We start from the raw sequence: 22,465 nt of genomic DNA, 5'->3' as shown, positions 1-22,465 counted from the left end.
TGGGACGAATGCGTGGCCAGAAACAGCAGGGTCACATACTGGATCGCTTACTGTAAAGTTACCCGCATGGGTAGCGCCCCCCGCCTCAAGTTGGACGGGGGCATTCCCAATCGACTCGCCGACGCGGCGGAGGCTGCCGGTGCGCTCCAGCGCCAGGGGTATGACGGCGGCTGGACCGCCGAGACGAGTCATGATCCGTTTTTGCCGCTCCTGCTTGCTGCCGAGCACACCTCGCGGCTCGAGATCGGCACCAACATCGCCGTGGCGTTCGCGCGCAACCCGATGGTCGTGGCCAACATTGGGTGGGACCTGCAGGAATATTCGCAGGGCCGGCTCATCCTCGGCCTGGGCGCGCAGATCCAGCCGCACATCGAGAAGCGTTTCAGCATGCCGTGGAGCCACCCGGCGCGCCGGATGCGCGAATTCGTCTCCGCGCTGCATGCCATCTGGTCGGCCTGGAGTGACGGCACCAAGCTCCGGTTCGAGGGCGACTTTTACACGCACAAGATCATGACCCCGATGTTCACCCCCGAGCCGCACCCCTATCCGGCGCCGAAGGTGTTCATCGCGGCGGTCGGCGAAGCGATGACCGAGATGTGCGGCGAGGTCGCCGACGGTCACCTCGGTCACCCGATGGTCTCGAAGCGCTACCTCGACGAGGTGACGGCCCCGGCCCTGCTGCGTGGGCTGCGGCGATCGGGCCGCTCCCGCAGCGACTTCCAGGTGTCGGCCGAGGTGCTGGTCGCGACCGGCCGGGACGACGCCGAACTGGCGACCGCGATCGCGGCCGTGCGCAAGCAAATCGCGTTCTACGGCTCGACGCCGGCGTACCGCAGGGTGCTCGAGGTGCACGGCTGGGGGGACCTGCAAACGGAATTACATCGGCTATCCCTGGAAGGCCAGTGGGATGCAATGGGGTCGCTCATCGACGACGAGATGCTGGCGGCCTTCGCCGTGGTCGGCCCAGTCGACACGGTCACGGCCGCCCTGCGGACCCGCTGCCAGGACTCGGTCGACCGGGTGCTGCCAATCTTCATGACCGCGTCACCGGGGTGTGTTAGCGCCGCTTTGAAGGACTTTCGACAGTGAGCGCGGCGACGACGGACGAGGCCGCCGGACTGCTGGCGGATCCGCTGGCCTACACCGACGAGCGGCGGCTGCACGCCGCGCTGGCGCAGCTGCGCGCCGGCGCTCCCGTGTCGTGGGTCGACGTGCCGAACTACCGTCCGTTCTGGGCGGTCACCAAGCACGCCGACATCATGGACATCGAACGCGACAACGCGCTCTTCACCAACTGGCCTCGTCCGGTCCTGACGACCGCCGAGGGCGACGAGATGCAGGCCGCGGCGGGCGTTCGCACCCTGATTCATCTCGACGACCCCCAGCACCGGGTGGTGCGGGCGATCGGCTCGGACTGGTTTCGGCCGAAGGCGATGCGCGCGTTGAAGCTTCGTGTCGACGAATTGGCCAGGATTTACGTCGACAAGATGATGGCCGCGGGTCCGGAGTGTGATTTCGTGCAGGAGGTGGCGGTCAATTACCCGCTCTACGTGATCATGTCGCTGCTGGGGCTGCCGGAGACCGACTTTCCGCGCATGCTCAAGCTGACCCAGGAGCTGTTCGGCAGCGACGACTCCGAATTCAAGCGCGGCACCACCAATTCCGACCAGCTGCCCGCGTTGCTCGACATGTTCGCGTACTTCAACGCGGTGACCGCGGCCCGCCGCGAGCATCCGACCGACGACCTCGCGTCGGCGATCGCCAACGCCCGCATCGACGGCGAGCCGCTGTCGGACATCGAGACGGTCTCCTACTACCTCATCGTCGCCACCGCGGGGCATGACACCACCAGCGCGACGATCTCCGGTGGCCTGCAGGCCCTCATCGAGAATCCCGACCAGCTCCGACGGCTGCGCGGCGACCTCGGCCTGATGCCGTTGGCCACCGAGGAGATGATCCGCTGGGTCACCCCGGTGAAGGAGTTCATGCGGACCGCCGCTCGCGACACCACCGTGCGTGGGATACCCGTCGCGTCAGGCGAATCCGTGCTGTTGTCGTACGTCTCGGCCAACCGAGACGAGGACGTGTTCGATGAGCCCTTCCGGTTCGACGTCGGGCGCGACCCCAACCGGCACCTGGCCTTCGGCTACGGCGTGCACTTCTGCATGGGTGCGGCGCTGGCGCGCATGGAAGTCAACAGTTTCTTCTCCGAGTTACTGCCCCGCCTCAAATCAATCGAACTGGCCGGTGACCCGGAACTCGTCGCCACGACATTCGTCGGCGGCCTCAAGCACCTGCCGATTCGTTATTCGCTCGAGTGAGCGATCCGCTTAATTAGCAGGCCTTTACGGCCGCCTGAAAATGTCGAAAAATCGGCGGCAATAGCTACACTCCCCGGTGGAGGACTACGCAATGACGCATAGGACGATTGTCATCACGGGTGCCAGTGACGGGATTGGCGCCGCCGCCGCCCGCCGCTTGAGTCGGGGCGGTGCGAACGTGGTGGTGGTCGGTCGGTCAGAAAGCAAGACAAAGGCGGTCGCCGCGGAATTGGGCGCCGACTATTTCGTCGTTGACTTCGCCGACCTGACCCAGGTGCGGGCGGTCGCCGACAAAATCCGGTCGGAGTATTCGCGCATCGACGTGTTGGCCAACAATGCCGGCGGCATGTGCCGAAAAGTCGAGATCACCCCCGACGGGTACGAGAAGACCTATCAAGTAAATTACCTGGCGCCATTCCTGCTCACCACGCATTTGCTGGACGTGCTGGTCGAGTCCCGCGCCGCCGTCGTCAACACGACCAGCTCGTCACAGCGCCTGCTTCCGCGGGTGGCGATCGCCGACCTGGAGAACACGGCGCGCAGCCGCCCCAGCGTCGCCTACGCGCTGACGAAGCTGGCGATCGTCCTGTTCACCCGGGAACTGCATCGCCGATACCACGCCAGCGGCCTGTCGGCCGCGACGTTTCATCCCGGCTATGTCAACTCCAACTTCGGTGACGCCTCGGGCTCGCGGATGCTGCTGTTCATGAAGAACCATGTGCCGATCACCGCCCGCTTCACCGCGACCGCGGACGAAGGCGCCGACCAGCTCGTCTGGCTTGCCTCCAGCGCGCCGGGCATCGATTGGGCGGCGGGCGAGTACTACTCGAAGGGCAGGGTGGCCAAGGCCAACCGCGCCGCCTACCGCGCCGAGCTAGCCCGCGAGCTATGGGAACGCACGTCGGCCCGGCTGAGTTGACACCATCGGCCCAGGTGTCCATCGGCCGCCCCGGTGGGGACCAAAGGCCCTAGGACGTACCGGCCGCGCGCCTAGGCTCGAATGTGACACTGCCCCGCAGCACTATTCGAAAGACGCATCGCATGCACCCGAACAGCCGCCCGGTCGTTACCCTGCACCCGCTGGTCTCCCTGGCGATCGATGAGCATAGCGGGCGCACGTACGTCAAGGCCGAGTTGCATTTGGGCGGAAAGCATCTCGCGGGGGCGGGCGTCGCCTATCGCCACCCGTCCGACTGCCTGACGCGCGAGGCCGGCCAGGAGCTGGCCACGGCGCGGGCGTTGTCGGACTTGGCCGAACAGGTCACGGCGCTGCGTCACGTCAGGGCCTGACAACACGCGGTCCGGCCACCCGGGCCAAAGCGCCCAACCCGGGTATTAGCATTGCAGCTCGTGCTAGGTGTTCATCATTCGGCGATCTGCACGAGCGACGTCGAACGCTCGCTGCGATTCTGGCGTGACGGCCTCGGTCTGAGCCAGTTGTTCGACCATCACTTCGGCGGTGACTGGCCGGAGCTGTTCGGCGCGCAGACCGATCAGTTGCGGTCGATCTTCCTCGGCGACCCGCAGACGCCGGAGAGCGGAATCGTGGAGCTGGTGGAGTTGCCCGGCGCCGCCGAGGCGTGTCCCGGGCCCGATGGCCCCCGGCACGGATTCTTCTTGCTTTCACTGCAGCGGGACGTCGACGAGACGCTCTCTGCGCTCGACACTTTGGGGTTCAACGACGGCGTCCGGCGTGTCACGGTTACGGCGCCGGGCGGAAAGGCGGTCGCGATGGCGGTCATCACCGCGCCTGACGGCGTGCGGGTCGAGCTGATCGGCTCGCCACAATGACGCCATCGACCGCCTTGGTCACCGGCGGAGCGTCGGGAATCGGGCGTGAAGTCGTCGGTCTGCTTCGCGAGGCGGGGCACCACGTTGTGGTGTGGGACCTCACCGATACCGACATCGTGTGTGACATCAGCGATCCCGACGCGGTGGCGGCGGCCATGGAGCAGACGGTGCGCGAGCACGGGGTGCCGGCGCGGGTGGTGACCTCCGCCGCCATCGGATCGTCCGGCCCGTCGGGCCTATTGCTGAAACAATCGCCCGCCGACTGGGAGCGGGTGCTGTCGATCAACCTCACCGGCACCTGGCTCACGCTGCGCGCCGCCGCGCAGGCCATGGTCGACGCCGAGGTGCAGGGTTCGATCGTCGCGGTGTCCAGCATCAGTGGCACCGTGGCCGACCGCGATATGGGCGCGTATTGCGTGTCCAAGGCAGGCGTCGACATGCTGGTCAAGGTCGCGGCCGCGGAGTGGGGAACCTACGGCATCCGGGTCAACGCCGTCGGCCCCGGCGTGACGCGGACCCCGATGCTGCCCAACCCGGACGCATGGCCGGGGTGGGTGGACGGACTGTCCAGGCGAACGGCGCTCGGTCGACTGGGGGAGGCCATCGACGTGGCCGGGGCCATCGTGGGTGTCCTCGAACTGCCCTGGGTGACCGGGCAGGTGGTGCACGCCGACGGCGGGCTGGCGCTGCACAGCCCGATCGACGCGTACGGTCAGCTGGAGCGGCTGATGCGGCTAAAGCGGCTGCGGGAGATCAGGGATCAGCGAGAGAAGGCCAAAGAGGCTTAGGCGCCGAAATCGATTATCCCTCTGACAATTGCACCGTTCAGCAGGTCCACGTACGCCTCGTTGACGTCGTCCAGCCGGTACCGCTTGGTGATCATCTCGTCGAGCAAGAGCTGTCCGGTCTGGTAGAGGCGCGCCAGCCGGGAGATGTCGGCCTTGGGATTGCACGATCCGAAGATCGTGCCCGCCAGCGTCTTGTTCATCAGGATGAAGTCCTGCAGGTCGATGTTCACCGACCGGGTCAGTTGCGACGTCATGCCGGTGAGCACGCACGTGCCGCCCTTGCGGGTGAGTTTCACCGCGTCGCGAACGTCGTCGGGGGCGATCAGGGACGGCGAGACCACCACGGCGTCGGCCATCACGCCGTGCGTGAGGTCCCGCACCAGGTCGAGCGCCTCGGCGGCCGTCGCGGCGCTGTGGGTCGCGCCGAACTGCATCGCTGATTTCTGTTTGAACTCAACCGGATCGACCGCGACGATCTGTGCGGCCCCGTTGATCCGGGCGCCCTGGATCGCGCCGGTCCCGATGCCGCCCACGCCGAGGACCACGACGGTGTCGCCACCGCGCACGCCGGCCCGATTCGCCGCCGAACCGTAGCCGGTCGGGATCGCGCACGACAGCAACGCGCTCGGCGCCAGCGGCAGGTGCGGGTCGATCTTCACGAGCGAATTGGTCGACACCACAGTGTGTTCCGCGAACGCGCCGATCTTGGCGATATGCCCGAGATTTCGGCCCCCGGCCGTGTGGTGGCGGAAGGTGCCGTCGGTGGGCATGCCCGGGATCATGGTGCCGATACCGACGTCGCACAGGTATTCCATGCCGGTCGCGCACCAGCGGCACTGTCCGCAGACGGCGACGAACGACATCACCACGTGGTCGTCCACGGCGAAACCCGATACTCCTGGCCCGATTTCGCGTACAACACCCGATCCCTCGTGCCCGCCGATGGTGGGGAACATGGTCGGCAGTCCCAGCGAGCGCATCACCTCGTTGGGCGCCGCCATGTCACCCTTGAGGATATGGTCGTCGGAATGACACAGCCCGGCGGCCGCCATCTCGACCAGGACCTCGCCTGCGCGGGGCGGGTCGAGCTCGTACTCCTCCACGGACCACGGCCCGCCGACGTCGTGCAGGATCGCGGCGCGGCTCTTCATTTCGCCGGGGAGAAGGTGACCGGGAGCTTGTTGGGTGAGCGGAACGTGAGCCCGACGATCCGGGACTCCTCGCCCGTGCCGTCGTCGGGCAGGAAGGCGAGGTTCTGGAGGCGGTCGAACAGGCTGTTGAGCATGACGCGGGTTTCCAGCCGGGCCAGGTGCATGCCGAGGCACATGTGGATGCCGCCGGCGAACGCGATGTGGGCGTGCCGCGGCCGGGTGATGTCGAACGTGTTGGGGTCGGGCCATCGGGTTTCGTCGCGGTTCGCCGAGCCCATGCACAGGTCGATCTGCGCGTCGGCTGGGATCGTCTTGCCCCCTAACTCGACTTCCTCGGTGGTGGTCCGCATGACCATGGTCAGCGGGGTTTCCACCCGCAGCCCTTCCTCGATGGCGGGTGGTATCAGTGACCGGTCCCGGGCGACCATTGCCAGTTGCTCTGGGTGGGTGAGCAGCAGGTACAGCAGGTTGCCCGACGAGCGGTAGGTGGTCTCCAGCCCCGCGGGCAGCAACAGGCGCAGGAACGCGATGATGGCCTCGTCGCTGAGCTTCTCGCCGTCGATCTCGGCGGCCACCAGGTCCCCGATGATGTCGTCGGTGGGTTTGCGGCGCCGCTGCTCGACCTGGTCGAGGAAGTAGCCGTGCAGTTCGGCCGCGGCGTTCAGCCCCGCCATGATGTCTGTCGGGATCGAGATTAGATCGAGGGACAGCCGCCGGAACAGGTCCAGGTCCTCGGGCGGCAGTCCGAGCAACACCGAGATGATCCGCGTCGGGAACTCGAACGTCAGCGCCTTCACCAGGTCGGCCTGGCCGTCTTTCTTGATCTCGTCGATCAGCTGGTCGCAGACCGGACCGATGACCGAGGGCTCCCACCGTTCCAGCGCGGTGGCGCGGAAGGCCTTGGCGACCAGGCTGCGGTGGTCGTGGTGCTCCCGGCCGCCCATCGCCAGAATGGTGTGCCCCATGACCAGTCCGATGGTCTTGTCGTAGGAGGCGGACGTGAAGATCCGATCGTCCCGGAAGGCCTGGAACACCCCGTCGTACCCGAACAGCACCCATTCGTCGTTCGGCCGCAGCTCGTCCGGCATCTGCGTGTGGTCGGCCAGGGACCCGTGCCAGACGGGGTCGGTGCGCCTCATGTACTCGAAGAATGGGTAGGGACTGGTTTCGCCGGTGAGGTCGAGGGCGACGGGCTGGCCGTCATGGTCGGTGCTGAGCGTCATCAGCGCTCCTCCTGAGCAGCCGGAAGGCAAATGGGTGCGGCGTGGATTTTGGCTATCATAATATAGATAGCAACGAAGCTTAACGGCTTGTGGTGGTTACCGTAATGGGCACAGTATTGGAGCCTAGGCGTCAGAAGGCGGTGATTCTCAGGTGCCCGAGCGGCGATTCGTGTGCTCGATCGACGAGCTGCCGCCCGGCGGCATGAAACTGGTGGACGTCGGCAAGTTCGGCGTCGGGGTCTACAACGTGCGCGGCTCGCTGTACGCGATCGTCAACTACTGCTCGCACGAGGGCGCGCCCCTGTGCCAGGGCCTCCTCGGCGGCACCAACGAGTCCGCGCCCGGCGAGCCCGGCGGGCTGCGCCGGGTGCGCGAGGGACAGATCGTTCGATGCCCTTGGCACAATTGGGAATTCGACGTGACCACCGGGCGCAACGTCGCCGATCCGCGCCGCCGCGTCCGCACGTACCGGGTCGACGTCACGGGCGGGGAGGTGTACCTGACCGCATGAGCCACTCCGTCATCGACGCCAATGTGCAGCCGCACTTCCGCTACAACGCTGAGATCCGCCGCTACCTGCCGGACGCCCACAAGCTGCGCTCCATTCCCGACGTCGAGCAGCAGTGGTACCAGGCCCCCGGCGGCGACTACCGCGAAGGCCTCTACGGCGAGCACTACCCCGGGTCGGACCCGGCCACGGTCAGCCGGCACCTGTTCGATGACGGAGGTGCGGACTTCGCGATCCTCAACCCACTGACCCGCGGCAACATCGCCGATTACCGGCTCAACAGCCGCCTCTGCGCCGCGGTGAACGACTGGCTGCTCGACCGCTGGCTGGAACCGGACACGACCAACCGGTTCCGGGGCACGATCCGCGTGAACCCCGAAGATCCCCGGGGCGCGGTGGCCGAGATCGAGCGCCTGGCCGACCACCCCAAGCTGGTGCAGGTAGGCGTTCCGATGCAGTCGCGCGAGCCCTACGGCAAGCCGATGTTCGAACCCATCTGGGAGGCCGCCGCCGCGCGCGGGTTGCCCGTCGCGGTGCACATCAACGGCGGCAACGGGGTCGACCACCCGCCCACCTTCGCCGGGCACGCCCACACCTACCCGGGGTACGCGGCGTTCATGCCGCTGAACTACTTCGTGCACCTGGCGACGCTGATCGTCGAGGGGGTGTTCGGCCGGCACCCCGGGCTGAGGTTCGTCTTCGCCGACGGCGGCTACGACATCCTCACCCCGCTGATCTGGCGGCTCGACACCTTCTGGTTGTCGATGCGCGACCAGACGCCGTGGGTCGACCGCTACCCCAGCGAATACCTGCCCGGCCACGTCCGGTTCTGTTCTTCGGCGTTCGACGGGCCGGTGGAGGCGGACAAGATGCGGCGCTGGATGGCCTTCTCCGGCAAGGCGGACCTGCTGATGTACGGATCGGGCTACCCCCACTGGTCCGCCACGACGCCGGTAGCCTCCGCTGCGGGCCTCGACGACGTTCAACGCGAAAAAGTGTTGTGGCGCAACGCCAGTGAACTGTACGGACTCAGGGAGCGTGTCTAATGACCACCATCGAACGGGCCGACGCACCGATCCGGCGCGACGAGATAGCGGTCACCATCGTGGACACCGACGTGCACCCGCTCCCGGTTTCGGCCGACGTGCTGAAGTCCTACGCGCCCCCGGAGTGGGTGGACAAGATCTGGCCGACCGGCAATGCGGTCACGCCGGTGCCACATTTCTACGACACCCCGGACTCGTACAAGACGATGTCGCTGCGCCTCGACGCAGCGCCGCCGGGCGGCGGATTCGCCGGCAGCGACCCGGATTTCGCCGCCAAGCAATTGCTCATCGATGCGGGCGTCAGCATCGCGTCGCTGGAGCCGATGTGCGACGCGCAGCTCCCGCAGGCCGAGCACGTCCTGAAGTCCACCTACAACGACTGGCTGGCCGACGTCTGGTTGGACCGGCACAACGCGCACGGGCGCTGGCGCGGGTCGATCAGCGTCAGCGCGCAGACGCCGGAACAGGCGGCCCGCGAGGTGGAGCGCTGGGCCGGCCACCCCTATATGTCCCAGGTGCTGATGACGCCCCAGACGCGCGGAATTCCCTTCGGAAACCCCCATTTCGACCCGATCTACGAGGCGGCGGCGCGCCACCGGCTGCCGGTGGCCACCCACCTGATGGGGCAGACGCCGTTCGAGCTCATCCCGCTGTACCCGGTCGGCAACCCCGCGCACTGGCACGACTTCTTTGCGTCCTGGCCGTTGCTGTATGTGTCGCACTTGATGAGCTTGGTGTTCGACGGCGCGTTCGACCGTCATCCCGGGCTGCGGGTGGTGTTCATCGAGGGCGGGTTCACCTGGGCGATGCCGGTGATGTCGAGGATGGACCGGATCTGGGAGGCCCGCCGCGGGGACCTGCCGCACGTGCGCCGCCGCCCGTCGGACTATGTGCGCGAACACGTTCGATTCACCACCCAGCCGCTCGAGGACGCCGACACCGTTCAGTTCCGCGAATACCTGGAGATGATGGACCTCGGCGACAACCTCATGTTCTCCACGGACTATCCCCATTGGAGCTACGACTCGCCGACCTACGCCATCAACAGGTTCCCCGCCGATCAGCGGGAGCGCATCATGCGCGGGAACGCGACGGCCCTGTACGGTCTGCCGCCGACCGTCAAGGCGCTGCCCGGCGAACGCGGTGGTGTCGGTGCCCGGTGACCTAAGACGAGAGCCGATGACCGACGCGAACCCGGCACGGCTCCAAGGCCTTAACCGCATCGACCCCGCGTTGCGCGAGGCGGCGATCGAGCTGGGCATCGTCGAATTTCGGGCCGAGACGCTGCCCGCCGAGCGCGACCGCGCCGACCTGCTGGCCGCGCGGCGGGCCACAGCGGTGGACACCGACGGCGTCGCGGTCGAGTCACGATCCATCGCCGGGCCCGGGGGTGGGCGGCTGGGACTGCGCCTGTATTGCGGGCCGGTCGAGTCTCCCGCGCCGATCCTCGTGTACGCGCACGGGGGTGGGTTCGTGACCGGGAACCTGGACACCGACCATGCGCAATGCGTGGAACTGGCGCGTGACGGCAAGTGCCTGGTGGTGTCGGTCGACTACCGGCTCGCGCCCGAGCATCCGTGCCCGGCGGCGCTCGACGATGTGGAGGCGGCCCTCCGCCACGCCGTGGAGAACCGCGCCGAATTGGGCGCGGACGCCGGGCGCATCGCGGTCATGGGTCGGGATGCGGGTGCGGCGTTGGTGGCCGGCCTGACCCAACGCATGTTCGACCGGGAGGGTCCCCCGGTCCTCGTGCAGATCCTGCACCAGCCGATGCTCGATTCGGATGCCACGCCGTCGCGGCGCGAGTTCCAGCGCACTCCCGGGCTGAACGGCCCCGCCGTGAGCCGAGCGTGGGGTCATTATCTCGGGCACGCGAGCGCGACCGGCCAGCATGTCCCGTCCCACCGCGCCAACCTGGAGGGCCTGCCGCCCACGTTCATCAGCTGCTCGGAAATCGACCCGTGCCGCGACGAGGCGATCGACTACGCCAATCGGCTGCTGCACGCCTACGTCCATACCGAGTTGCACGTGATCGCAGCGACGTTCAACGGCTTCGATGCGCTGGTCCCGGACTGGGTTGTCGCGCAAGAGAACCGCGCGCTGCATGCGCAGACGCTTCGGCGCGTGTTCGCTATGTAGGGAGCGCCGCTAGACGGGGTTGAATTTGGTGATCAGCCACTTGCCGTCGACGCGCGTCATATGCACCAGCACGCTGCTCAGCGCCACCGCCGGCTGAGGGCTGTCCTTGGTGGTGGTCGACTGGTCGACGAAGATGAGCACGATGGCGGAATCGGGGTGCAGCTCCGTCACCGCGGCCCCCGTCACCTTGGCCGTGGTCCTCAGTGACCTCTGTTTGGCGGCGGGTGCGACGATCTGCTGGGTGAAATCGTTGTAGTAGTTCAGGAAATCGCCGGCGAGGTGCGACTTGGCGTTGGCGAAGTCCTGGTCGAGCGTGTCCGACGAGTAGGACAACAACGCTGTGGTGCCGTCGGATGCGGAGCTGACCACCGCCCGCTTGACGCCGGGGTCGGTCTGCTGATCGGGGCGGTACTCCTTGAAGTAGAGCCACGTGGCGACGCCGCCCGAAGTCAGCAGGAGCACGACGACGAGCCCGTAAAGGGCCGTCCGCACCGCGGGCGGCACACTGCGTCGCCGGCGCCTGGGTGGCGCGGGCGGGTCGGCCGCCGCCGCGTCGTCGGTTGTCGTCGGCTCGGCCACTCGGTCGACACCGTCAGCGGGTTCGCTTGTGGCGGAGGCGAGTTCGTCGGACCCTGCGGTGGTGTCGCGCACATCGTTGGTCACGGTACGTACTCAACTTTCGACATCTTGTAGCGTCCGCCATCATCGGCAACGGTCACCCTGAGCCGCCATATCTTGGGCGGCTCGTCCCTTCCTGGTGGGGAATTTGTGACTCGGGATGTGGCCGACACGAGCACCACCGCCGAATTGTCCTCCACGAGTTCGACCGCGGCGGCGTTCACCGTGCCCTCGGTGATCGCTTTGGATTGCTCGACCACCCTGACGAAATCGTTGGCCCGCTGCTGGAAGTCGACCTTGAACTGGCCGGTCGAGCTGTCGATCACGCGCTGCACGTCGGCTTTGGCCCGGGTGAAGTCGAGCGAGATCATGTTGACAACGCCCTGTCTTGCGCCGGCCACAAACGCCGCCTCGCGCTGGTGGCGCTGGTTGGCGTCGCGATGTTGCAGCACCATGTGGGTGCTCGCTGCGGCGAAGACGATGGTGAGGATGATTGCGGCGGTGATGGCGCTCACCGGCAGTGACGGCACCCAGCGCCGCCATCCGGTCCGCCTCGCCGGACGCCTGGGTGCGGCGTCGTCGGTGCCCTCGAGGTAGTCCTCGTCGGCCGTCTCCTCGTACTCCCCGCCGTAGGCGTCGTCCTCGGACTCGGCGTAGTACTCCTCGGCGGTCTCGTCGTAGTCGTCGACGGCCTCCGCGTCGGCGGCGGCGAGTGCCGCGTCGGCGTAGTCCTCGGCGCCCTCCGCCAGGGCCAGCGCCTCACGTCGGAGGCGGGCCGCGCGGGCGCGGGCGCGGGCCGCGGCCGCCAGCGCCTCCGCCTCCGCGGCCTCCGCCTCGGCCTCGGCGATCAACGCCAGGGCGTCGGCCTTCGAGGTGACCGACTCCTGCGGGTGGTCGTCAGCCTCAGCCATCGCGATCACCGCTCGTCAGGATCATTATCGACTGCACTCCGGTATCTCTTACCGTATCGCCGTTGCTAACATCGGAGTCGCCAGCGAACTGCGACAACCAGGACCGATCAGGCGGATGATCAACCACCCCAACCTTCTCCCTTGCGTCTTCCGCGGCGGCGATCGACGGCCGAAAACGATCCCGCCGGCATCATGACGGCTGTCGACTCTCCCGAAAAGATACTCTTCACCTCCACCACCCAAGCCTTTCTCCAAAAGAAGCGCCGCTGCGCCGCGTCCGGGAACTGCATGCCGCCGGCCAGTCGTTCGACCCGGCCTGGTGGCGGCGCGCCGCCGAGTTGGGCTGGACGGGCCTGCTGGTGCCGGAGGAATTGGGCGGCGGCAGCGTTTCGGAGAGCGGCTTTGCCGATCTGGCCGCGGTCGCCGAGCAACTCGGCAGGACGGTGGCGCCCGGACCGCTATTCCCGGTCAGCGTCGTCCTGGCGGCGCTCGCCGGCTGCGCCGACCCGCATTCCCACGCCGCCACCATCGATGCCCTGGTAGCGGGGACGAAGGTTGCGTCCTGGGCGGTTTGTGAGCCGGGCCGGGGCTGGGCGCCGGCCGACCCGTCCGTGACGGCCACGGCAACCGATTCGGGCTATCGCATCGACGGCACCAAGGATCGGGTCGAGGCGGGGAGCCAGAGCGATGTGCTGCTGGTGGTGACGCGGTGCGGCGGTGAGCTTCGTCAGTTCCTGGTCCCGACGGACGCGCCCGGCGTCCGGATCGCGCCCCAGCAATCGGTTGACCTGGTCAAGCAGTACGCCCGGGTGGATTTCGGCGGTGTCGTCGTCGAGCCGTCGGCGCAGGTCGGCGACGCCCGGCAGTCCGCCGCGCTGATCGACCGGCAGAGCCAGATCGCCCAGGTGCTGCAGTGCGCCGAGGTGGTCGGCATCCTGCAGACGGTATTCGACTTCACGGTCGAATGGGCTTCGGGACGGCACAGCTTCGGTCGCCCGTTGGCGTCGTACCAGGCGCTCAAGCACCGGTTCGCCGATATGAAGCTGTGGCTGGAGGCATGCCGCGCCACCACGGCCGCGGCCGTCGCCGACGTCGGCGCCCGATCGCCGGATGCCGGCCTGAGTGCCAGCATCGCCAAGTCCTATGTCGGGGAGATGGCTGGCCGGATCGTGCAGGACTGTGTGCAGATGCACGGCGGGATAGGCGTCACCTGGGAGCACGACCTGCATCTGTACTTGCGCCGGGTTACGTTGTACCGCTCCACTTTCGGCACACCGGAGGAGCACAACTTGCGCGTGTACGAGGCCGAGAAGGCCACCCGGCCGACGAGGATGAACGGATGACGCCGAGCGAATCGGTCGCCGAATTCGCCGCCAGGGCCCGAGCGTGGTTGGCGGACAACATGCCCGTCATCGACCCGGACGCGCCGCCGGCCGCACCGCGGGACGACGAGCGGTCCTGGCAGCGGGCGCGCGAGCTGCAGAAACGGCTCTATGAAGGGGGATTCGCCGGCATCTGCTTCCCGAGAGCGTACGGGGGGCTGGGTCTGGACTACGAGTACCAGCAGGCGTTCGACGTCGAGACCCGCAACTACGAGATGCCGCTGATCCTCAACACCCCGACGTTCACGATCTGCTGCGCCACGCTCCTCGACACCGGCACGGAGGACCAGAAGAAGCGACACATCGCGGCCGCGCTGCGCGGTGACGAGGTGTTGGTGCAACTGCTGAGCGAACCCAGCGGAGGATCGGACCTCGCCGGTGTCATCACCCGCGCCGAACGCCGCGGCGAGCGGTGGGTGATCAACGGCGCCAAGACGTGGAGCACCAGCGCTTTCGCGGCCGACTACGGGCTGTGCCTGGCCCGCACCGACTGGGGCGTGCCCAAGCATGAGGGTTTGACCATGTTCCTGGTGCCCATCGACCATCCCGGAATCACGTTGCGGCGCATCACCATGCTCAGCGGCTCGACCGAATTCTGCGAGGAGTTCCTGGACGAAGTCGACGTCGGCGACCATGCGGTGATCGGTGACGTCAACGGTGGCTGGGCCGTGGCGTCACGGCAGCTCTATCACGAGCGGCGAGCGGTGGGGCAAGGATCGGAGTTCGCCAGCGGCAGCGGCAGCGAGGGCGGCAACGCGATCCCGGTCGACTTCGTTGCCCTGGCCGAGAAGACGGGACAGGGCGGCGACGGACGCGTTCGTGAGATGGCCGGCCGGGCCCTGGTGCACCGCGCCGTGGGCGAGCAACTGATCGGTCACGTCTACCGAAGCGTCCGGGACGGCGCGTTGCCGCCGGCCGCGGGCACGCTGATCCGCTTGTTCCACTCCGAGACCGTCACCCTCGACGTCGACACCGCATTGGCAATCGCCGGAAGTGCCGGCGTGGTGGGCGAACCCGGCGAAGGCCTGCAGACCGGGCTGCGCTACCTGTCCCGGCAGACCGTCGCCATCGGCGGCGGCACCACCGAGATGGCCCGCAACGTCATCGGTGAGCGGGTGCTGGGTTTCCCCCGGGAACACGCCGCCGATCGCGGCGTGCCCTTCAACCAGGTGCGGCACGGTCAAACCAGCTGACCGCTGTCGGATTCACCTTCCTCCTGGGCGAGCACGCCTTGGGTGCTCCCGCCGGAAAAGGGGAGCTGGACCAGCGACAAAACGTGGTGTGCGGGGCTACCCGGCGGCGCGACCAGCACGCACTCGGAACCGTGCCGCCGTGCGCGGTCGCGGGCGGCGGCCAGCGCGCTGACACCGGCGGACCCGAGGTGGGTGACGCCGCTCAGGTCGATCGTCAAAGGCGCAATGCCCGCACGGCTTTCGACGGCGATCTGCCGGTCCAGGGTGGGCGCGGTGGCGGAGTCGACATCGCCGCTGACGACGATGCGGCCCGCCGAGATCGCCGAGGCGAATTCGTTGCTCGCCGACCGCGCCATCGTGGCCCGGCTGACCATCGCGTCGGTGACGAAGTTGGCCGGCCTGGAGAGGCGGTGCTTCACGCTGGCCGTCGTCCCGCCGGCACCGCTGGTTATCTGCGCCCGCGATACCAGGGCTTCCGCCATGGCAAGGCCGCGTCCGCGTCCCTTCTCGCCCTCTCGGTAATCCTTCCACTGACCGTGGTCGATCACCGAGGCGTGCAGGTTGCCGTCCTCGGTCAGGGATGCCTCGACGACAATGCGGCCGGAAACCTCACCGGCGTAACCGTGTTCGACCGCGTTCTCGACGAACTCGGAGATCGCGTGCACGATGTCGCAGATGTCATCGTCGTCGGCCCCGACCCGGGACAACCATTCGCGGAGCCCGGCGCGGACCGTTCGTGCAGTCCGGATCGTCGCGTCCAGCGTCATGGCGAAGGGCTCCGGCGGGGTGCGGCGTTGCGCCGCAAGTAAGGTCACGTCGTCGCTGTAACCCGTCGACCGAAGCAGCAATTCCAGCGTCTCTGAGCAAAGGCGGTCGACGGCCCGCGCGGCGGAGTCGATGACAAACCCTCGGCCCGCCGCGATATTGGCGGCCAGATCTGCGAATTCGGCGGTGCTGGCGACCAGCGGACGGCCGGGGCGCTCGATCAGGCCGTCGGTGTAGAGCAGGACCGAGTCGCCCACTTCGAGAACTTCGGTGCGTAACGGAAAGCCGGTGTCGGCGCCGAGGGGACCTGCCCCGGATGGATCGGCGTATCGGGCGGTCCCGTCGGCGCCCACCAGCAGCGGCGGCGGGTGTCCCGCTGTGCAGTACCGGAATTCGCCGGTGACCGCGTCGAGTGAGCCGACGCACAGTGTGGCCGAGTTCGAACCCGGCACATGGTGGTGGAAACGGTCGACCGCCTCGAGGGCTTCTTGGATCGGCCGCCCAGAGAGGATCTGCATCCGCAACGCGGTGCGCAGTTGCGACATCACCGCGGCCGCCTCGACGCCATGCCCGACCACGTCGCCCACGACGAGAACCAGTCTGTCGTCGAGGGCGATCACGTCGAACCAGTCGCCGCCGGCCGCCGTATCCTCCGCGGCGACCAGGTACTCCGCTGCGATGTCGGCGCCGGGAACGACGGGCACCGACGGCGCCAGCAGCGCCTCTTGCATCACGATGGCCGAGTCCCGGACGTTGCGGTACCGCTCCGACAGTTCCGCCATGCGGGATTCGGCGGCCTGCCGGGCCCGCACCCGCTCGGTGGCGTCGATGAACGCGAGCTGCACGCCGTCGATCGAGCCGTCATTGCCGCGTCGTGGCGTCACGATGAAGTCGAAAAAATGTTCCTGTGCCGTGCCCGAGCCCTCGAAGTCGGCCTGTACGCGCCACTCGGTCCCCGACTGCGGCTCGCCGGTCTGGTACACCCGGTCGAACATTTGCAGGATCTGCTGGCTCTCCAGCTCGGGGTAGACCTCCCGGACTAGGAGCCCGATGGTGTCGATCGGGGGGCTGAGGGTGCGGTAAGCGGCGTTGACCGCGATAAAGCGGTGGTCGGGCCCCTCGAGGCCGACCAGCAGCGCGGGGACGTTGTCGAAGACGCGGCGGACGTCGTCGGCCGCGCCCACGCTCTTGTCCCAATCCTTTTCGGCCACCATGCGGCGGTCCCTCCCTACCGATCCATTCCGGCGGGCCGACTCGATGCCAAATCACTCCTTTGCATATCTGCACACGGGAACGATCAGATTATCAATGCGCGCCCGATGCTCGACCCATCAGTTGGCCGCTCTTGCGTTCCCCACGCTGTGGGAGGTGTGAGACGCCGCCGGGCTGCGCGGGCCCTTGTCCGGCACACCCGGAACGGGTTCCGGCTCACGCGCCGCCCGCCGTCCGGGCGGGCATGCCGTAGTCCCGGCGCGGGTCCCCGCGTCAGGCCGAGACGGGCTTCTTCGCCGGCGCCGAGACCTTCATCAGCTTCATGAGGTTGCCGCCCATGATCTTCGCGACGTCCGCCTCGTCGAAGTCGGTGAGCTCGTCGACGAAGGAAATCGGGTCCTTCAGGCCCTCGGGGTGCGGCCAGTCGGATCCGAACAGCACGCGGTCGGTGCCCACCATCTTGACGATCTCGGTGAACCGGTCCTCCCAGAACGGGGTGATATAGACGCAACGCTTGAACGCCTCGACCGGGTCCTCGCTGAACGACTGCGGCATCTTCTTGTAGACGCCCTTGAGGCCCTTGAACAGGTCAGGCACCCAGTCGGCGCCGTTCTCGATCGAGAGGACCCGCAGCTCGGGGTTGCGGGAGAACGCGCCGTGGCAGACCAGCGCCCCCATCGCGTCCAGGATCGGCCGGTGCCCCATCGCGAAGCTGCGGAAGGCGGTCGGCTTGAACGGCAGGAACTCGTCGCCGGGCTCCCACACGTTCGCGAACTCGGAGTAACCGCTGTCCGAGGCGTGCATCGATACCGGGATCTCGGCCTTGATGCACGCCTGCCAGAACGGGTCGAACTCCTCGAGGCCGAACGATCGGCTGCCCTTGTAGCCGGGCACCGGCGCCGGGCGGACCAGCACGGTGCGGGCGCCGCGCTCGAGGCACCACTGAAGCTCTTCGAGCGCGCGGTCGACGATCGGCAGGGTGATGACCGGGGTGGCGAAGATCCGGTCCTTGTAGTTGAACGACCATTGCTCGTACATCCACTGGTTCAGTGCGTGGATGACGTCGTGGGTCATCTCCGGGTCGTCCTTCATCCGCTCCTCGACCAGGCTGGCCAGCGTCGGAAACATCAGGGCGTAGTCGATGCCGAGCTCGTCCATCACCTCGAGGCGCGCGCCCGGCTCGCGGAACGCGGGGATGGCCTTCATCGGCTCGCCCAGGATCTCGCGGTAGGTCTTGCCCTGCGCGCCGTTGCGGAAGTAATCCTCCTGGGCGCCCGGGCGCGCCACCACCTCGAACGTCGGGTTGGGAATGTACTCGCTGATGTGGCCGCGCACCACGATCTTGGTGCGACCGCGGACCTGGACGTAGTCGATGACGCGCTTGCGGTTCTCCGGCAGGAACTTGGTCAGCGCCTCCTGCGGTTCGTACATGTGGTTGTCGGCGTCGAACACGGGGAAGGAAAGTTCGCGAGTCGGCATGGCGATCTCCTCGGGAAAGGTCTGGGCCGGTAATGACGTTACCACTTTCGGGCAACGCGGTATACGGGCCTATGCGCGGGTGCCGAGGTCGCCGCTGGGTGTATCTCCATTGATGATGGCGAAGCTCACCGTCGCCGTGGCGAGCAACGCCGCGTCGCCGTCCCCGTAGACGTCCACCTGCATGACCATCGCCCGTCGGCCGGAGCGCAGCATCCGGGGCACCGCGAACGCCGCCCCCTGCCGCACGGGGCGCAGGTACCGGATGAACAAGTCCGCGGTCGTCATCGTCGTGCCCGGCTTGAGGAAGTCGAGCCCGAACTGACCGCCCGCGACGTCTACGAGGGTGGCGATCAAGCCGCCCTGCAACGCCCCAGACGTGTTGACCACCTGCGGACTGACCGGCATGGTCATCGCGAATTCACCGTCGCGGTTGCCCGGGCGCATGCCGATCTGCGCGAACAGTTCGGTCAGCGAAGGGGCGGTGGACGTCTCATCGGGTTCCCGGATGCCGAGGGCGCGGCTGCAAAATTCGTAAAGCTGGGCGGAGTCCACCGGCGTTCCGTTCAATTCCGTTCCGAGCCAATGCAATCGCTGCGCGCCCATCATCGTCTGCATGACGATGGCGGCTGCCGCTCCGACGTCCAGGCCGGGATTGAACGTCCCCTCGGTGATGCCTTGCCCGACGATGTCGCGGATCAGTTGGTGCAAGGGGGAGAGCACCCGCGCGTACTCGCGGGGGCGCGTCTCGGCGAGGTGCTGGTTGTACAGCGTGAGCGCCCGGTTGAGGCTGTCCTGCGTGCTGGACTCCGGTTGTTGGCCGACGCGGTCGATCACCAGCTTCAGCGCGGCCGTGCTGTCCAGGCCCACGGTCTCCGCGCGCCAGGCCTTCGCCGTTTGGGCGATGGTCCGCTCGAAGAGCGCCAGCAGCAGTTCGTCCTTGCCACCGAAATGCTGGTAGAACGCGCGCAGTGACGTCTTCGAGCGGGCCACCACCTCCTGCACGGTGAAATCCGTGCGCCCGGTTTCGCCCAGTATCGTGACGGCGGTCTTGATGAAGCGATCGCCGCGCGTCACCTCGGGGTTGTCGCCGGCTTCAGCGCTCCGGGCGGCCGTGGGCATCGGGCCTCCTCGGTTGCGGACCGGTCACCTCCGAGAACGAGGTTACCGTACCGAACTATCGCACTCCTTCCATTTGCGCGACACCGGTCGTCGCGTCGGGGCTGGCCGGGCGGTCCGCCTCCTTCGAGGCCAGCCACCACACCATCGGGTAGGCGGTGGCAAACCCCAACCACATCCCCGCCCACATGATCAGCCAGAACGCCATCGACGTGGGGGAGTAGCGCAACACGAATGCCACCAGCAGCATCGAGGCTCCCATGCCGATGTCGAAGGCGACGATGGCGAGAACCGAGATGCGCGACGCCGCCCAAATGCGTTGGCCCACCGACCGAGTGCCGTCGGCCAAGGACATCGCGTGGTACTCGAACGCGACGAGCAGTGGCAGGGCGATCGCGGCGATGATCAGCATCATGGGCCAGACGCCCTGCCCGGCGATCTTGATTCCGGTCCACATCACCAAGGGCATGGCGATCATGTGACCGACGAACGAGACGGCGCCGCCGGGGATGGTCTGGACGGCGGCAGCCGCGGCCGGCCCCAGTCTTGGAGCCCGCCCGTGTTGTTCCTGCCAACGCGGGGTGGCGGGCCGGCCCCAGCGCTGATAGGCCCACCACGCCAGTGGACCGGCATAGATGGCGGTGATCGGCCAGACCGCCTCCATCGCGCGCAGCGGCTGCCGGTAACCGCGCAGATATGTTTCCGCCAGCAGCACGCCGGCCACCATCACTCCGAGGATGGTCACTATCCAGGCCACCAGTGTCACCCACTGCGGCGCGGGCATCGCCATCATCATCATCTTGGTCCTTCCTGCATGGGAGATTTCAATCCCGTTGTGTCGTTGTGTCGTTGTGTCGTTGTGTCGTTGTGTCGTTGTGTCGTTGTGTCGTTGGGTGGCGGCCGGCCCGACACCACCGGTCGTGGCGCCGGGCCGGCCGTGTTCCTTCAGGCGACCCCCCGGTCGGCCAGGAGGACGTCGGCCAACTCGGCGACCTCCTGGGCGCAGCCCCAGGACAGCGTGACGCCGGCGCCGCCGTGGCCGTAGTTGTGCACGATGCGGGTGCCGGGTTCGATTTGCAGTCGCACGCCGGCTTCGCGGAACGGCCGCAGGCCGACTCGTATCGGGTCGACCGCGTCGAGCTGCGCGCCCCGCAGGCTGGGCAGGAATTCGCGACAGCGGTCGAACATCTCCCGCAGCGGCGGATAGCCGTCCAGGTCGAGGTCGGTGTCGTATTCACCCGGCTCGACGAGGCCGCCAAGCAGCAGCCGATTGGCGCCGCGAGGAACGATGAACACCATGTCCTGGTCCTCGGTGCCCGTATCGTTCGCGACGGCGTGCACGGCCGTCACGCGCGACATCGTGCTGCCGTCGTTCACCACTCGTAACAGAGCCCCCCGGTGCGGCTCCATCGTCGGGTCACACGCCAGCTCGCGTGCTCCCAGCCCCGAGCAGTTGACGATCAGCTGCGCGCCGTACTCGGACATCAGCTCGTCCTCCTGCTCGACGAGCGCCCCGCGAATGCTGCGCCTGGCCATGGTGACGCCGGCGTTCCCCGCCTGGCGGGCCAGCCAGGCCAGATACGAGTCGGTGTCGATGGTGGGCGCCAGGTAGGAATAGGCGTCGACCATCCCGGCGGCGGGATTGATCTCGTGGGCGTCGATGAGTTCGGGGTCGTGGACGAAGCCGGGCACGAACTGTTCGACCGCAAGCATTTTCGCCTGTTCGGCCGGATCCTCCTCGATCGGGCGGGAGAAGTAGAACACCGCCGGCCGCAGGCTCACACCGGTGCGGGGGTCGGCGGCGAGGCGGGCGAAGCGGCTGTAGGAGTAGCGCGCCCAATCAGCGGAACGGGCCAGCACCGCTTGATTGTGGTGGCGACCGCACACGGACGGTGGCCATTCCCACACCGCTCCCGCGACGGTCGACACCGTGTCGGCATCGAACCGGTCGGCGGCCACCACGACGCGCCAGCCCTGGCGGGCCAGCGTCAGCGCCGTGGTCCATCCACTGACGCCGGCGCCGATCACCAGCGCGCCCGGCTGGTCGATCCGCGCCGTCATGACCGGACCTCCCGCCAGCTCAGGGCGCCCGTCGACCGCCCGGAAGGGGCGCTGGCGCGCAACGCGTTACGACATTCGGACAGGAAAAAGCTCATCAATTTCTCGTTTCTGATCTCCGCGCGTGTGCGCGGCAAGGGATGTGGGCAGCGACGGCAAGCCGGGCGACGGCGCGCGGTGGCTTGGCGCTGGCCTATCAGATACGAGCGATGCAGTGCCGGGTGAGAATCACTCGGCCCGGGCGGTGGGGAATCAGGCCGAAACGCGGGGGCGGCCCGCGGGGTATCGACACGACCCACCAAACCGCCGAACCGGCCAAGGCCAGGATGGCGAGGACCACCGCAAGTGCGACCAAGTCAGAAGCCGGGCATGCCTGCGCCAGATGTTTGCACTCGTGGTCCATCGGCGCGCACGAACCGGCGCCCAGCGGGACGCGTTCGGCCAGGGCGCCGATTTCGTGGCCGATGGCGGTCCTGGACAGCGTCGACACTGTGGCCATGTGCATGGTTGCGGTGGCCGCCTGCGGAACGTGGCAGCCGGCGGCCATGCCTAGGGCCCAGAAGAATGCCGCGATCGCCGCGGCATAGCGCGGCCACTGATTCACTCGGACAGCATCACGGCGCATAACAAGGAAGAGGCTAGCACCCCCGGGGGGTATGGGCCACACGTGACACACCCAAGTGGATGGGTTGCGCTCCTGGAACCCCCGAATGGGCGGTAATCGAGCCCTTTTGCGAGACGGCGCAGCCGCCGTGCCTTGTCAT

The 22,465-nt window shown here is 67.7% G+C and carries 21 protein-coding genes and 1 pseudogene; 12 read left to right on the top strand and 10 right to left on the bottom strand.

The window, feature by feature from the left end:
* Positions 1–66: 66 nt before the first annotated feature.
* From G6N56_RS09155 to G6N56_RS09130, 6 genes are all read left to right on the top strand, one after another.
* Positions 67–1,089 (top strand): LLM class F420-dependent oxidoreductase, encoded by a 1,023-nt coding sequence (locus G6N56_RS09155; RefSeq protein ID WP_085254813.1) that lies wholly within the window; start codon positions 67–69, stop codon positions 1,087–1,089.
* Entirely contained in the window at positions 1,086–2,321 is a 1,236-nt protein-coding gene (locus tag G6N56_RS09150; RefSeq protein WP_085254814.1) for a cytochrome P450, read from the top strand. The genes G6N56_RS09155 and G6N56_RS09150 overlap by 4 nt, the downstream gene beginning before the upstream one ends.
* Before the next feature lie 91 nt (positions 2,322–2,412).
* Positions 2,413–3,240 carry an SDR family NAD(P)-dependent oxidoreductase gene (locus G6N56_RS09145; protein WP_085254968.1) on the top strand — a complete coding sequence of 276 codons (828 nt, stop codon included), beginning with the start codon at positions 2,413–2,415 and terminating at the stop codon, positions 3,238–3,240.
* A gap of 122 nt (positions 3,241–3,362) precedes the next feature.
* The gene (locus G6N56_RS09140; protein WP_085254815.1) at positions 3,363–3,611 is read left to right on the top strand and encodes a dsRBD fold-containing protein; all 249 of its coding nucleotides are present in this window, start codon (positions 3,363–3,365) and stop codon (positions 3,609–3,611) included.
* A 60-nt stretch (positions 3,612–3,671) separates the two neighbouring features.
* Positions 3,672–4,112, top strand: a complete 441-nt coding sequence (locus tag G6N56_RS09135) for a VOC family protein (protein ID WP_158090694.1) — start codon at positions 3,672–3,674, stop codon at positions 4,110–4,112.
* On the top strand, positions 4,109–4,900 hold the full coding sequence (locus G6N56_RS09130) for an SDR family NAD(P)-dependent oxidoreductase (protein ID WP_085254817.1): 792 nt from the start codon (positions 4,109–4,111) through the stop codon (positions 4,898–4,900). The genes G6N56_RS09135 and G6N56_RS09130 overlap by 4 nt, the downstream gene beginning before the upstream one ends.
* On the opposite strand, the gene G6N56_RS09125 is transcribed toward G6N56_RS09130, so the two are convergent.
* Both G6N56_RS09125 and G6N56_RS09120 read right to left on the bottom strand, forming a co-directional pair.
* The gene (locus G6N56_RS09125) at positions 4,897–6,051 is read right to left on the bottom strand and encodes a Zn-dependent alcohol dehydrogenase (protein ID WP_085254818.1); all 1,155 of its coding nucleotides are present in this window, start codon (positions 6,049–6,051) and stop codon (positions 4,897–4,899) included. The genes G6N56_RS09130 and G6N56_RS09125 overlap by 4 nt on opposite strands.
* A complete protein-coding gene (locus G6N56_RS09120) occupies positions 6,048–7,274 on the bottom strand; it encodes a cytochrome P450 (protein ID WP_085254819.1) in 1,227 nt (408 codons plus the stop codon). The genes G6N56_RS09125 and G6N56_RS09120 overlap by 4 nt, the downstream gene beginning before the upstream one ends.
* 151 nt (positions 7,275–7,425) lie before the next feature.
* Between G6N56_RS09120 and G6N56_RS09115 the strand changes: the two genes are divergently transcribed.
* Genes G6N56_RS09115 through G6N56_RS09100 form a run of 4 tightly spaced genes read left to right on the top strand, consistent with a single transcriptional unit; the run spans position 7,426 to position 10,967 of the window.
* Complete coding sequence (locus tag G6N56_RS09115) at positions 7,426–7,785, top strand: Rieske (2Fe-2S) protein (RefSeq protein ID WP_085254820.1); 360 nt, start codon at positions 7,426–7,428, stop codon at positions 7,783–7,785.
* Complete coding sequence (locus G6N56_RS09110; RefSeq protein WP_085254821.1) at positions 7,782–8,828, top strand: amidohydrolase family protein; 1,047 nt, start codon at positions 7,782–7,784, stop codon at positions 8,826–8,828. Before G6N56_RS09115 ends, G6N56_RS09110 begins: the two co-directional genes overlap by 4 nt.
* On the top strand, positions 8,828–9,991 hold the full coding sequence (locus tag G6N56_RS09105; RefSeq protein ID WP_085254822.1) for an amidohydrolase family protein: 1,164 nt from the start codon (positions 8,828–8,830) through the stop codon (positions 9,989–9,991). Before G6N56_RS09110 ends, G6N56_RS09105 begins: the two co-directional genes overlap by 1 nt.
* Before the next feature lie 16 nt (positions 9,992–10,007).
* Positions 10,008–10,967: an alpha/beta hydrolase gene (locus G6N56_RS09100; RefSeq protein WP_085254823.1), complete on the top strand. Its 960-nt coding sequence runs from the start codon at positions 10,008–10,010 to the stop codon at positions 10,965–10,967.
* Between the two features lie 9 nt (positions 10,968–10,976).
* On the opposite strand, the gene G6N56_RS09095 is transcribed toward G6N56_RS09100, so the two are convergent.
* Together G6N56_RS09095 and G6N56_RS09090 are read right to left on the bottom strand one after the other, a co-directional pair.
* On the bottom strand, positions 10,977–11,546 hold the full coding sequence (locus tag G6N56_RS09095) for a hypothetical protein (RefSeq protein ID WP_085254969.1): 570 nt from the start codon (positions 11,544–11,546) through the stop codon (positions 10,977–10,979).
* Between the two features lie 80 nt (positions 11,547–11,626).
* Entirely contained in the window at positions 11,627–12,496 is an 870-nt protein-coding gene (locus G6N56_RS09090) for an Rv1363c family protein (RefSeq protein ID WP_085254970.1), read from the bottom strand.
* Positions 12,497–12,688: 192 nt separating this feature from the next.
* Here G6N56_RS09090 and G6N56_RS09085 point away from each other — a divergent pair.
* Positions 12,689–13,839 (top strand): annotated as a pseudogene (locus G6N56_RS09085) (acyl-CoA dehydrogenase family protein).
* On the top strand, positions 13,836–15,071 hold the full coding sequence (locus G6N56_RS09080) for an acyl-CoA dehydrogenase family protein (RefSeq protein WP_085254824.1): 1,236 nt from the start codon (positions 13,836–13,838) through the stop codon (positions 15,069–15,071). Before G6N56_RS09085 ends, G6N56_RS09080 begins: the two are co-directional and overlap by 4 nt.
* Here the strand turns inward: G6N56_RS09080 and G6N56_RS09075 are convergent.
* The 6 genes from G6N56_RS09075 to lpqS form a co-directional block, all read right to left on the bottom strand.
* A complete protein-coding gene (locus G6N56_RS09075; protein WP_085254825.1) occupies positions 15,059–17,050 on the bottom strand; it encodes a SpoIIE family protein phosphatase in 1,992 nt (663 codons plus the stop codon). The two genes, G6N56_RS09080 and G6N56_RS09075, sit on opposite strands and share 13 nt — an antisense overlap.
* A 271-nt stretch (positions 17,051–17,321) precedes the next feature.
* Positions 17,322–18,527, bottom strand: coding sequence for an amidohydrolase family protein (locus G6N56_RS09070; RefSeq protein WP_085254826.1), 1,206 nt, complete (start codon positions 18,525–18,527; stop codon positions 17,322–17,324).
* 69 nt (positions 18,528–18,596) lie between these two features.
* The gene (locus tag G6N56_RS09065) at positions 18,597–19,646 is read right to left on the bottom strand and encodes a hotdog fold thioesterase (protein WP_085254827.1); all 1,050 of its coding nucleotides are present in this window, start codon (positions 19,644–19,646) and stop codon (positions 18,597–18,599) included.
* A 55-nt stretch (positions 19,647–19,701) separates the two neighbouring features.
* Positions 19,702–20,442 carry a DUF4396 domain-containing protein gene (locus tag G6N56_RS09060; protein ID WP_232069255.1) on the bottom strand — a complete coding sequence of 247 codons (741 nt, stop codon included), beginning with the start codon at positions 20,440–20,442 and terminating at the stop codon, positions 19,702–19,704.
* 146 nt (positions 20,443–20,588) lie between these two features.
* On the bottom strand, positions 20,589–21,704 hold the full coding sequence (locus G6N56_RS09055; RefSeq protein ID WP_085254828.1) for an FAD-dependent oxidoreductase: 1,116 nt from the start codon (positions 21,702–21,704) through the stop codon (positions 20,589–20,591).
* Between the two features lie 193 nt (positions 21,705–21,897).
* The gene (gene lpqS / locus G6N56_RS09050) at positions 21,898–22,305 is read right to left on the bottom strand and encodes a putative copper homeostasis (lipo)protein LpqS (RefSeq protein WP_085254829.1); all 408 of its coding nucleotides are present in this window, start codon (positions 22,303–22,305) and stop codon (positions 21,898–21,900) included.
* Between the last annotated feature and the right edge of the window lie 160 nt (positions 22,306–22,465).

The sequence above is a fragment of the Mycobacterium saskatchewanense genome (genome assembly GCF_010729105.1).
Taxonomy (GTDB): domain Bacteria; phylum Actinomycetota; class Actinomycetes; order Mycobacteriales; family Mycobacteriaceae; genus Mycobacterium; species Mycobacterium saskatchewanense.
Note: the sequence above shows the minus strand (reverse complement) of the source record. Positions and strands in the feature narration are given on the sequence as shown.

Coding starts and splice junctions, on each gene's coding strand:
- G6N56_RS09155 (WP_085254813.1), top strand. CDS start 67: ATGGGTAGCGCCCCCCGCCTCAAGTTGGACGGGGGCATTCCCAATCGA.
- G6N56_RS09145 (WP_085254968.1), top strand. CDS start 2,413: ATGACGCATAGGACGATTGTCATCACGGGTGCCAGTGACGGGATTGGC.
- G6N56_RS09140 (WP_085254815.1), top strand. CDS start 3,363: ATGCACCCGAACAGCCGCCCGGTCGTTACCCTGCACCCGCTGGTCTCC.
- G6N56_RS09130 (WP_085254817.1), top strand. CDS start 4,109: ATGACGCCATCGACCGCCTTGGTCACCGGCGGAGCGTCGGGAATCGGG.
- G6N56_RS09125 (WP_085254818.1), bottom strand. CDS start 6,051: ATGAAGAGCCGCGCCGCGATCCTGCACGACGTCGGCGGGCCGTGGTCC.
- G6N56_RS09120 (WP_085254819.1), bottom strand. CDS start 7,274: ATGACGCTCAGCACCGACCATGACGGCCAGCCCGTCGCCCTCGACCTC.
- G6N56_RS09110 (WP_085254821.1), top strand. CDS start 7,782: ATGAGCCACTCCGTCATCGACGCCAATGTGCAGCCGCACTTCCGCTAC.
- G6N56_RS09105 (WP_085254822.1), top strand. CDS start 8,828: ATGACCACCATCGAACGGGCCGACGCACCGATCCGGCGCGACGAGATA.
- G6N56_RS09100 (WP_085254823.1), top strand. CDS start 10,008: ATGACCGACGCGAACCCGGCACGGCTCCAAGGCCTTAACCGCATCGAC.
- G6N56_RS09090 (WP_085254970.1), bottom strand. CDS start 12,496: ATGGCTGAGGCTGACGACCACCCGCAGGAGTCGGTCACCTCGAAGGCC.
- G6N56_RS09080 (WP_085254824.1), top strand. CDS start 13,836: ATGACGCCGAGCGAATCGGTCGCCGAATTCGCCGCCAGGGCCCGAGCG.
- G6N56_RS09075 (WP_085254825.1), bottom strand. CDS start 17,050: ATGGTGGCCGAAAAGGATTGGGACAAGAGCGTGGGCGCGGCCGACGAC.
- G6N56_RS09070 (WP_085254826.1), bottom strand. CDS start 18,527: ATGCCGACTCGCGAACTTTCCTTCCCCGTGTTCGACGCCGACAACCAC.
- G6N56_RS09065 (WP_085254827.1), bottom strand. CDS start 19,646: ATGCCCACGGCCGCCCGGAGCGCTGAAGCCGGCGACAACCCCGAGGTG.
- G6N56_RS09060 (WP_232069255.1), bottom strand. CDS start 20,442: ATGATGATGATGGCGATGCCCGCGCCGCAGTGGGTGACACTGGTGGCC.
- G6N56_RS09055 (WP_085254828.1), bottom strand. CDS start 21,704: ATGACGGCGCGGATCGACCAGCCGGGCGCGCTGGTGATCGGCGCCGGC.